Origin of the sequence: Mycobacterium sp., assembly GCF_035274705.1 — a bacterium.
Classification (GTDB): domain Bacteria; phylum Actinomycetota; class Actinomycetes; order Mycobacteriales; family Mycobacteriaceae; genus Mycobacterium.
Genome location: NZ_DATENY010000109.1, coordinates 173,424 through 184,123, shown reverse-complemented (window position 1 = coordinate 184,123; position 10,700 = coordinate 173,424). Strand labels below are relative to the sequence as shown.

8 protein-coding genes and 1 tRNA gene are annotated in these 10,700 nt (G+C 65.6%); 5 read left to right on the top strand and 4 right to left on the bottom strand.

Translation table 11 applies throughout. The annotated features are described in order from the left end of the window. A partial coding sequence (locus tag VJV41_RS23445) for a DEAD/DEAH box helicase (RefSeq protein WP_325337730.1) occupies positions 1 to 2,144 on the bottom strand: 2,144 nt, incomplete at its 3' end. Between the two features lie 276 nt (positions 2,145 to 2,420). Here VJV41_RS23445 and VJV41_RS23440 point away from each other — a divergent pair. From VJV41_RS23440 to topA, 3 genes are all read left to right on the top strand, one after another. Further along, on the top strand, positions 2,421 to 2,624 hold the full coding sequence (locus VJV41_RS23440; RefSeq protein WP_006243848.1) for a cold-shock protein: 204 nt from the start codon (positions 2,421 to 2,423) through the stop codon (positions 2,622 to 2,624). Between the two features lie 125 nt (positions 2,625 to 2,749). Then, positions 2,750 to 3,328: a hypothetical protein gene (locus tag VJV41_RS23435; protein ID WP_325337715.1), complete on the top strand. Its 579-nt coding sequence runs from the start codon at positions 2,750 to 2,752 to the stop codon at positions 3,326 to 3,328. Positions 3,329 to 3,463: 135 nt separating this feature from the next. Continuing rightward, positions 3,464 to 6,253 carry a type I DNA topoisomerase gene (gene topA / locus VJV41_RS23430; RefSeq protein WP_325337713.1) on the top strand — a complete coding sequence of 930 codons (2,790 nt, stop codon included), beginning with the start codon at positions 3,464 to 3,466 and terminating at the stop codon, positions 6,251 to 6,253. On the opposite strand, the gene VJV41_RS23425 is transcribed toward topA, so the two are convergent. Next, positions 6,250 to 7,854 (bottom strand): adenylate/guanylate cyclase domain-containing protein, encoded by a 1,605-nt coding sequence (locus tag VJV41_RS23425; RefSeq protein ID WP_325337711.1) that lies wholly within the window; start codon positions 7,852 to 7,854, stop codon positions 6,250 to 6,252. The two genes, topA and VJV41_RS23425, sit on opposite strands and share 4 nt — an antisense overlap. A gap of 82 nt (positions 7,855 to 7,936) precedes the next feature. On the opposite strand from VJV41_RS23425, the gene VJV41_RS23420 reads away from it, so the two are divergent. After that, complete coding sequence (locus VJV41_RS23420) at positions 7,937 to 9,145, top strand: DNA polymerase III subunit delta' (RefSeq protein ID WP_325337709.1); 1,209 nt, start codon at positions 7,937 to 7,939, stop codon at positions 9,143 to 9,145. A gap of 54 nt (positions 9,146 to 9,199) precedes the next feature. Then, positions 9,200 to 9,272, top strand: a tRNA-Thr gene (locus VJV41_RS23415). Positions 9,273 to 9,362: 90 nt separating this feature from the next. Here VJV41_RS23415 and VJV41_RS23410 read toward each other — a convergent pair. Together VJV41_RS23410 and VJV41_RS23405 are read right to left on the bottom strand one after the other, a co-directional pair. Beyond that, positions 9,363 to 9,731, bottom strand: a complete 369-nt coding sequence (locus VJV41_RS23410; RefSeq protein WP_325337707.1) for a carboxymuconolactone decarboxylase family protein — start codon at positions 9,729 to 9,731, stop codon at positions 9,363 to 9,365. Positions 9,732 to 9,773: 42 nt separating this feature from the next. Further along, complete coding sequence (locus VJV41_RS23405) at positions 9,774 to 10,670, bottom strand: hypothetical protein (RefSeq protein WP_325337705.1); 897 nt, start codon at positions 10,668 to 10,670, stop codon at positions 9,774 to 9,776. Positions 10,671 to 10,700: the final 30 nt, after the last annotated feature.

Sequence of the window (10,700 nt, the reverse complement as noted above, 5' to 3'; positions counted from 1 at the left end):
TCGATCTTCCGGTAGCCCCGGTCGGCGAAGCCCGCGCCGCCGGGATAGCCGTCGTAGACGAATATCGTCGGCAATCCCTGCACTGGCCCGATCGCCGTCGAGACTCCACCGATGTCGCTCCGGTCGCAGCTGGCGACCAACGGCAGTAGGCCGATCGCGGCGTGTTCAGCGGCGTGTAACGCGCCGGGCACGCGCAGCAAATCTATTCCGTTGCGCTGCAGCGCTTCTGGTGTGATGGTGCACATCACTGCGGTGGTCTCCAAGGTGCGGGTCGGCATGTCGAGTTCGACAAAGTCGATGACCTCGCCGTCCAGGCGACGCCGCAGATACCCGATCACCGTGTTGGTCACCGACACCGGCACGACCCCAAGTGTCACCGGCCCGTAGGTTTTTCGCTCGCCCTGCCCGGTCACCACGATGTCGGTCAGCTCGCGCGCGAACGTCGTGTAGCCCGGGTCTTCGGCGTGTACGAACGCAATGCCGTCCTCGAAATCCAGCGAGTCGACGACGTACGACTCACCCTGATGCAAATACACCGCGCCGGGGTGCACCGACGCCGGCGCCTGGCCCGCGCCCGCACTGCCCAGCAGACGGCCTGTATCGGCCTCCAGGATCGCGATTTGTCCGCCGGACGACCCGCGAATGTCCACCGCCGGGTGTGGATCGACACCGGGAGTCGGGAAGTAGCCGCTTGGCCGTCGGCGCAACAGCCCGTCGTCGACAAGAGACTCCGCGACCGCCTCGGCATTCCACATCCGCACCTCGGCGTCCGTCAGCGGGAGCTCGGTCGCCGCGCAAAGTAACTGCGGTCCAAGGACATACGGGTTGGTCGGATCGATGACCACACGCTCGATCGGCTTGTCCAGCAAAGCCGACGGATGATGCACCAGATAGGTGTCGAGCGGGTCGTCGCGGGCGATCAGCACGATCAGGGCGCTCTGTCCGCGGCGGCCCGAGCGGCCCGCCTGCTGCCAGAACGACGTGACCGTGCCCGGAAAGCCGGCCAACACCACCGCGTCCAGGCCCGCGATGTCGACCCCAAGCTCCAGTGCATTGGTCGACGCCATGCCGCGCAATTCACCCTCGGCCAAGGCCCGTTCCAGTTCCCGACGGTCCTCCGCGAGATAACCCGCTCGGTAAGAGGCGACCCGCTCCGCTAGTTCCGGGGCGATTTCCTCCAGTCGGGCCCTCGCTCCGAGCGCTGTCAGTTCGGCGCCGCGTCGAGACCGGACGAATGTCAGCGTCCGTGCGCCCTCGGCGATCAGATCGGCCATCACCCGGGCTGCCTCCACGCCGGCCGAACGCCGTACCGGCGCACCGTTTTCGCCGACGACGTCGTCGCGCAGCGCTGGTTCCCACAGCGCCACCGTGCGCGCGCCGTGCGGTGAGCCGTCCTCGGTGACCTCCGCGACCGTCTGCCCGATGAGCTCCGAGGCGGTGGCCGCGGGCTGTGCGGTGGTCGCGCTGGCGAATATCACCGTCGGGGCCGATGTATAGCGTGTGCACAGCCGCAGCAGGCGGCGAAGAACCATCGCCACGTTCGAGCCGAAAATCCCACGATAGTAATGGCATTCGTCGACCACGATGAATTGCAGGTTGCGCAGGAATACCGCCCAGCGGGCGTGGTTGCGTAGCAGTGACAGATGAATCATGTCCGGGTTGCTGAAAATCCATCGTGATCGCTCGCGCGCGAACCGCCGCACCTCGGCGGGGCTGTCGCCGTCATACGAACTTGGCGCGACATCAGGTAGTGGCACCGCTTCGGTAAGCGCGACGGCTGCGCGCAGTTGGTCGTGGCCGAGCGCCTTGGTCGGCGACAGATACAACGCCCGTGCACGCGGATTCCCTTTCAGGGCCGTCAATATCGGCAATTGGTAGGCGAGCGACTTTCCCGACGCCGTGCCGGTGCTGAGCACGACGTGTCGGCCGTCGTTTGCAAGGTTGGCTGCCCCAACCTGATGCGACCATGGAGCCTCGATACCACGATCAATAAACGCCCGCACCACATCTGGATCGGCCCAGTGCGGCCAGGCTTGGCCTCGTCCGTGTTGCGCCGGCAGATCCGCAACATGACGCAGCGGGTGTTCGTCGGGATTGGTGCCTTCGACGGCGCAGGCGAGCAGCTCGCGGCCGAAATCCGCCATTTCTGCCTCCTGCAACCCCGTCGTAGGTGAATTGTTCCCCACTCGATTGAGTTCAGACTGTCGCGCCAGCCCCGAACATGATTGACTTACGGCGGTCGCAGCTTCTGTGTTCGTGTATAAGCACTCGCAGGATCAACGTTGCGATCGCGGTTCCTGCGAGGGTTGTAGGTCGGGTCAAGTTCCGGCGACTCCACGAAGGTATGGCGGTCGGAACGGGCCCGGTGCACCGGAAGTCGGTGGACCGCTCCCGGTAAGAAGAGAAGGAAAGTACGAGAAATGCCACAGGGAACTGTGAAGTGGTTCAACGCGGAGAAGGGCTTCGGCTTTATCGCCCCCGAGGACGGCTCCGCCGATGTGTTTGTCCACTACACGGAAATTCAGGGCAGCGGCTTCCGCACCCTTGAAGAGAACCAAAAGGTCGAGTTCGAGGTCGGCCAGAGCCCCAAGGGGCCGCAGGCAACGGGCGTTCGCGCCGTCTGACCAATCAATCCTTGAGAACACACCCCGCGTAATCCCGCTAACGGAACACGCGGGGTGTTTTCGTTTCCGGGAGAGTGCGGCCCGGCGGCACATCTGTCGGCTGTCGCTGGCCTACTGTCGATTGCGTGAGCCAGCTGTCCTTCTTCTCGGCAGAGTCGGTGCCGCCCGCGGTCGCCGACCTGACCGGGATCCTCGCCGCACCTGGGCAGGTGGTGCTGGTGGGAGTGGGCGCGCGGCTATCCGTCGTCGTGGATCGGTCGTGGCGGGCACAGGCCCTGGCCGAGATGATCACCGAGGCAGGCCTGCAGGCCGAGATCGCTCGCACTGACGAGAACACCCCATTGGTCCGAACGACGGTGGACCCGCGGCTGGTCCCCATCGCCAGGGACTGGACCCGCGGCGCGGTCAAGACTGTGCCGCCGCAGTGGCTGCCCGGTCCGCGGGAATTGCGGGCGTGGACGCTGGCCGCCGGAACGCCGGAAGCGGACCGATATCTACTCGGTCTGGACCCCCACGCCCCGGACACGCATTCGCCGCTGGCTTCGGCGATGATGCGGGTTGGTATCGCCCCGACGCTGATCGGCACGCGGGGGGCGCGCCCGGCCCTTCGGATCAGCGGGCGGCGACGGCTATCGCGCCTGGTAGAGAACGTGGGGGAACCCCCGGGGAATGTTGAAGCGTTTGAGCAATGGCCCCGGCTTTAGCGGGCCCCGACAGGGGGGTCAGTTTGCGTCGGCTCGCGCGGGGTGCGAAATTGTCAGTTGCCAGCGGGCCCGGAATTGCCGTCGAGGTATACATCCGGCGGCGGTGGCAACAGAAGAAGTGGAGTGTAGGCACAGGTGGCTGACGGGGACCGCGGCAGCGGCCGCAACGGAAATGTGCGGCGGCTCGTCATTGTCGAGTCGCCTACTAAGGCACGCAAAATAGCTAGCTACCTGGGCTCCAACTACATCGTCGAATCGTCGCGCGGCCACATCCGCGACCTGCCGCGAAACGCAGCCGATGTACCCGCCAAGTACAAGTCTGAGCCGTGGGCGCGCCTTGGCGTGAACGTCGAGCACAACTTCGAGCCCCTCTACATCATCAGCCCGGAGAAGAAGAGCACCGTCGCCGAGCTCAAGGACCTGCTCAAGAACGTCGACGAGCTCTATCTGGCCACCGACGGCGACCGCGAGGGCGAGGCGATCGCCTGGCATCTGCTGGAGACGCTCAAACCCCGCATCCCCGTCAAGCGGATGGTGTTCCACGAGATCACCGAACCGGCCATCCGGGCCGCCGCCGAAGACCCGCGCGACCTGGACAACGACCTCGTCGACGCGCAGGAGACCCGCCGCATCCTGGATAGGCTCTACGGCTACGAGGTCAGCCCCGTGCTGTGGAAGAAGGTCGCTCCGAAGCTGTCCGCGGGACGCGTGCAGTCGGTGGCGACGCGCATCATCGTGTCGCGCGAACGCGAACGAATGGCGTTCCGCAGCGCCGGCTACTGGGACGTCACCGCCGAACTGGACGCCAGCGTCTCCAACCCCGAGGCGTCACCGCCCACGTTCGTTGCCAAGCTCAACTCGGTCGACGGGCGCCGTGTGGCCACGGGACGCGATTTCGACTCGCTGGGGGTGCTGCGCAAGCCCGACGAGGTGCTCGTGCTCGACGAGGCCGCTGCTTCGGAGCTGGCCACCGGTCTGCGCGGTGCTTCGCTGGCGGTGTCGTCGGTCGAGCAGAAGCCCTACACGCGCCGGCCGTATGCGCCGTTCATGACGTCGACGCTGCAGCAGGAGGCGGGCCGCAAGCTGAGGTTCTCCTCGGAGCGCACGATGAGCATCGCGCAGCGGCTCTACGAGAACGGCTACATCACTTATATGCGTACCGACTCGACCACGCTGTCGCAGTCGGCGATCAACGCGGCGCGCAACCAGGCGCGACAGCTCTATGGCGAGGAGTACGTGCACCCGACGCCGCGGCAGTACACCCGCAAGGTGAAGAACGCGCAGGAGGCGCACGAGGCCATCCGGCCCGCGGGCGATGTGTTCCAGACGCCGGGGCAGCTGCACAGCCAGCTCGACACTGACGAGTTCCGGCTGTACGAGCTGATCTGGCAGCGCACGGTCGCGTCGCAGATGGCGGATGCGCGGGGCACGACGCTGTCGCTGCGGATCGCGGGATCGGCAGCCGACGGCCGCGAGGTCGTGTTCAGCGCGAGCGGGCGCACCATCACGTTCGCAGGCTTCCTGAAGGCCTACGTCGAGAGCATCGATGACCAGGCCGGCGGTGAGGCCGACGACGCCGAGAGCCGGCTGCCGCAGCTCGAGCAGGGCCAGCGGGTCGACGCCAAGGAGCTGACCGCCGACGGGCACACCACCTCGCCGCCGGCTCGCTACACCGAGGCGTCGTTGATCAAGGCGCTGGAAGACCTGGGCATCGGCCGGCCGTCGACGTACTCGTCGATCATCAAGACCATTCAGGACCGCGGCTACGTCCACAAGAAGGGCAGCGCGCTGGTGCCGTCGTGGGTGGCGTTCGCCGTTACGGGCTTGCTGGAGCAGCACTTTGGCCGCCTTGTGGACTACGGCTTTACCGCGGCGATGGAGGACGAGCTCGACGCGATCGCCTCGGGTAACGAGCAGCGCACGACGTGGCTGAACAACTTCTACTTCGGCGGCGAACACGGTGTGCCCGAGTCGATTGCCCGTTCGGGCGGGCTGAAGAAGCTCGTCGGCGTCAACCTCGAGGGGATCGACGCCCGAGAAGTCAACTCCATCAAGCTCTTTGACGACGAGCAGGGCCGGCCCATCTATGTGCGGGTCGGCAAGAACGGTCCGTACTTGGAGCGCATGGTCACCGGCGACGACGGTGAGCCAGGAGAGCTCAAGCCGCAGCGGGCCAACCTCAACGATTCGTTGACGCCCGATGAGCTGACGCTGGAGCTGGCCGAAAAGCTGTTCTCCACACCGCAAGAGGGACGCTCGCTCGGTGTCGATCCCGAGACGGGTCACGAGATTCTGGCTAAGGACGGCCGTTACGGGCCGTATGTCACCGAGGTGCTGCCCGAGCCGGAAGAGCCCGAGGATGGCGCGCCGGCGAAGAAGGGCAAGAAGCCGACCGGTCCGAAGCCGCGCACAGGCTCGCTGCTGAGGTCGATGGATCTCGAGAGCGTCACGCTCGAGGACGCGTTGCGGCTGCTGTCGCTGCCGCGGGTGGTGGGCGTCGATCCCAACACGAATGAGCAGATCACCGCGCAGAATGGCCGCTACGGCCCATACCTGAAGCGCGGCACCGACTCTCGTTCGTTGGCCACTGAAGAGCAGATGTTCGACATCACGCTCGACGAGGCTTTGAAGATCTACTCGGAACCCAAACGCCGTGCAGGACAAGGTGCCTCCGCGCCGCCGTTGCGTGAGCTGGGCAACGATCCTGCGAGCGGCAAGCCGATGGTGATCAAGGACGGCCGGTTCGGCCCGTACGTCACCGACGGCGAGACCAATGCGAGCTTGCGCAAGGGCGACGACGTTCTCTCGATCACCGACGAGCGTGCGTCCGAGTTGCTGGCCGACCGTCGTGCACGCGGCCCGGTCAAGCGGACGAAGAAGGCCGGCGCGAAGAAAGCGGCGAAAAAGGTTGCCAAGAAGGCTTAGCTCGAGCTGCGCACGTCGCTGCGGACCTCGGCGGCCTCACTGGGCGACACCAGGTTCAGCGGCCGGGCGAGCTGAGTGGGAACGGTGCGGCCGCGCAGCTCCACGATTTCGCCGACGTCCCAGCACAGCGCCTCGGCATCGAGCGCGCCGCTGACCGCGATCGCCGACGCCAGCACGTGGCCTTCCTCGAGCTTGGCGAGCTCGGTAAGGCGGGCGGCCTCGTTGACGGGGTCGCCGATCACGGTGTACTCGAAGCGGGCCTGAGCGCCGATATGGCCGGCAATCGCCCGGCCCGCCGATACCCCGATTCCGAATTCGGTTTCACCGAGCACCTGGATGAGCTCGTCGTGCAGTTCACGGGAGGCGGCCAGTGCAGCGCCGCAGGCGTCGGGATGTTCGATTGGCGCGCCGAAGATGCACAGCGCCGCGTCGCCCTGGAACTTGTTGACGAAGCCGCCGTGGCGGTTGACGGTGTCGACGACGACGCGGAAGAACTCGTTGAGCAGGTTGACGACATCGCCGGCGGGGCGGGTCGACGCGAGGTGAGTCGACCCAACCAGGTCGACGAAAAGCACTGCGACGTCGCGCTCTTGGCCGCCCAGCTCCGTTCCACGTTCGAGCGCGCGGCGCGCGACATCCTCACCGACATAGCGGCCGAACAGGTCACGCAGCCGTTGCCGCTCGGCGAGATCACGCACCATGTCGTTGAATCCGGCCTGCAGCAAGCCCAGTTCGCTGGCGTCGTAGATCTGCATATGCGCGTTGTAGTTGCCGCGCTGCACTTCGCCCAGGGCCCAGCGCAATTGGCGCAGCGGGTCGGCGATCGACATAGCCACCAGCACCGTGCCGGAAAGTCCGATGACTAGGGCGGCGATGGCCAGCAGCAGGATCGGCGTGATGAGCCGGTCGGCGGACGCGGTGAGAATCTCGACCTTGCTGGCCACCAATGCGAGCACGATGGCGAGCACTGGAACGCCGGTGGACAGCACCCATGTCAGCACCTGCCGCAGGATGACGCCGGGCGCGCGGAAGTTCTCCGGCACGCCGCCCCGCAGCGCGGCCACCGCAACGGGACGGAGCACGCGTTCGGACTGCAGGTAGCCGATGATCGCGGTGGCAGTGGCGCCCAGCCCAGTCGCGACGGCGACGACCGGCGCCGATTTGCTGGCGACCGGCCAGCTGGCGACGATGAACACCACCGAACCCAACAGCCAGTTCGTCACGCTGATCAGCGTGCGGTAGAACGGCATCTTCAACGCGCGGGCGCGGGCCAGCTCGGTGATGGCCGGGTCGCGATCGCCGAGCAGCGTGTCATGGCGCTGCCATCGGATGACGGGTATCAGCAGCCGCAGGCTCACATAGGAGCCGACGGTGAACGAGATCAACAGATAACCGAGGAAAATCGCCAGGTTGAAGGCGGGCAGGTCCTGCAGCTGGATGCGGTCCTCGGGCGGTAGTCCAAAGCGAAGGAAGCCCAGGACGAAGAGCGCACCGATGATGTCGGACTGCAGCATGCCGAGCGTGAACACCGGCCACGGCGTGCGCGCCACCCATCGGACGAATGTGCTGATTCGCCCGATCGGTATTGCGTCCGTGGTCACAGCTCAACCGTATCGGTCCGCGGGGACGGAAAAGGGCGCCGTGGGACGGACGTGTCGGTTCGCAGCACTACTGTTATCTCCGATGGCGGGCGTTTTTTCGCGTCTTGTAGGTCAAGACGCCGTGGAGTCGGAATTAGTTGCTGCAGCGCAGGCAGCGCGCGGTGATTCGGCTCACAGTGCGGTCGCGGCCGGGACCATGACGCACGCCTGGCTCATCACGGGACCGCCGGGGTCGGGTCGCTCGGTCGCGGCGTTGTGCTTCGCTGCGGCACTGCAGTGCACGGCCGAGGGAGTGCCGGGGTGCGGGGAATGCCGCGCGTGTACGACGACGATGGCCGGCACCCACGCCGACGTTCGGCGGATCATTCCCGAGGGGCTGTCGATCGGGGTCGACGAGATGCGAGGCATCGTGCAGATTGCGTCGCGCCGGCCGGGAACCGGTCGATGGCAGATTGTGCTGATCGAGGACGCCGATCGGTTGACGGAGGGCGCCGCGAATGCGCTGCTCAAGGTGGTTGAGGAGCCGCCGCCGTCGACGGTGTTCCTGCTGTGCGCGCCTTCGGTGGATCCGGAGGACATCGCGATCACGCTGCGCTCGCGCTGCCGGCACGTGGCGCTGGTGACGCCGCCCGTTGATGCGATCTCACAGATGCTGATGGATACCGACGGTTTGTCGGAGGACGATGCCCGCTGGGCGGCGTCGGTCAGCGGCGGCCACGTCGGGCGCGCGCGGCGGCTGGCGATCGATGGCGAGGCGCGGGAGCGACGGCAGAGGGCGCTCGGGCTGGCTCGTGATGCGGCCACGCCGTCGCGGGCCTACGCCGCGGCCGAGGAGTTGGTGGCGACGGCGGAGGCTGAGGCGCGGGCGTTGACCGAGGATCGCAACGAAGCCGAGACGGAGGAGTTGCGTACGGCGCTGGGTGCGGGTGGCACGGGCAAGGGCACCGCGGGGACATTGCGTGGCGCGACGGGAGCCATCAAAGACCTTGAGCGACGGCAGAAGTCGCGTCAGACGAGGGCGTCGCGGGATGCGTTGGACCGGGCGCTGATCGATTTGGCGACGTACTTCAGGGATGCGCTGTTGGTGTCGTCGGGTGCTTCCGGGATCCGGGCGAATCACCCGGACATGGCTGATCGCGTTGGGGCGATGGCGGCGCATGCGTCGCCGGAGAAGTTGTTGCGCTGTATTGAGGCGGTCCTGGAGTGCCGCGAGGCGCTGGCGGTCAACGTGAAGCCGAAATTCGCAGTGGATGCGATGGTCGCGACGGTGGGGCAGGCGTTGCGCGACTGACTTGGGCGCTCGGCGGGGGCTGCCGTAGACTCGTGCCGCCCGGTTTTCGGGCACGCCACCTTAGCTCAGTCGGTAGAGCGGCTCACTCGTAATGAGCAGGTCAGGAGTTCGATTCTCCTAGGTGGCTCAGTTTTGTGGCTTTGTACCGCTCGACGTAGTCACTTGTCTTATCGGAACCGTCAGCAATTGTTGACGACCTGTGAAAGACAGGTGCTTGTCAGGACGTCTCGGGGTCGAGGACTTCGCGAGCGATCTTGCAGGCAGTATTGGCAGCTGGGAAGCCGGCGTAGCCACTGGAGTGGTAGATGACTTCGGCAATCTCGTCTTCAGTGAGGCCATTGTTGCGGGCGATCTGCACGTGGGCCTTGAGTTCGTCGGTGGCGCGCAGGGTGATCAGGATGCCGAGCGTGACAAGGCTGCGGTCGCGTCGGCTCAGTCCGTCGCGAGCCCAAAGCCGGCCGAAGACGTTGTCGATGCCGATCTCCAAGAGCTCGTCGCCGAACTTGCCGTCCCGCAGGTTGATCTCACCTGCCCTCGGTAGCAGTTCACGGAAGACCTGAAGACCTTGTTCACGTACATCTGTCATGGCGTCCAGACTGGCACAGAAGCCAACGGCTCGAAGCTACGGTCACTTTCCGGCGGCCGCGTTGTACGAATTCCGAAAATCTGCAGCGAGTCCTGGCAAGCCATGTCTTGAGCTGAAGTTGCCTAAGGCCGTCGAGAACTGTGGGAGGTCGTTCACCGAGACTTCGTCAGGGGACTTCAGACGTCCGTCGGATGTGAAGTATTGGTTGGGAATGTCTTGGCCGCCCGGGCGTGCGCCCATTGCAGCCGCAATTTCGTAGCCGGCCCAGTTGATGGCGTTCTGCGCCGTTCGCATATGAACGGCGGCATTGCCCGATTCTCGTTGACCGCCCTCAACAACACCTGCCAACCCAGCTGCAAACTCGAGCGCCACCAGGCCGTCAGAATGTCTGTCTGTAACCGACTCCGCGTACGTATGCAGGTAGTCGCGGACTCGCTGGTATGCAGCAGCGTTGAACTCATTTGCCGCTTGCGTGCTTGTATCGATCACAGCGAAAATCTTCCGCGCCGACGAGAGGTCTATGCCATCTCCAATGATTGTGAAGCCGCGTACGGACTTAACGTCCCCGACGAGAGCTCCCTGGAACGGAGTCAACACCGAGGCGTAGCCGCGGACGAGCTCAGGGTTGAGCTCGCCGACCGATCGATGCTGCAGCCCGAACCAGCCGGTAGAAAGTCGCGCCAACTCGTCTTTGTTCTGGGCGAGGAAAGTCGCAATAGCGTGCGCGGCCTCTCCTGCCCGCTGCGCTGTACCCGGGTCGGCAGAATTCGCGTCCCGCGCGATCCACGACAAGCGCTCAGCGGCCGCCTTACCACCGTCGTCCCATTCGTGAGAGCTGATCTGCCGCAGAAATGCTTGTCCGTTGCTCCCTGTCAGGAACTGGTAGGCGGCCGCGTCGTCTACAGGTAGGTCGGGTGTATGCCCACAAGCCGCCAGCATTACAGCTAGAACGAGGGTTATCGCGAAAGT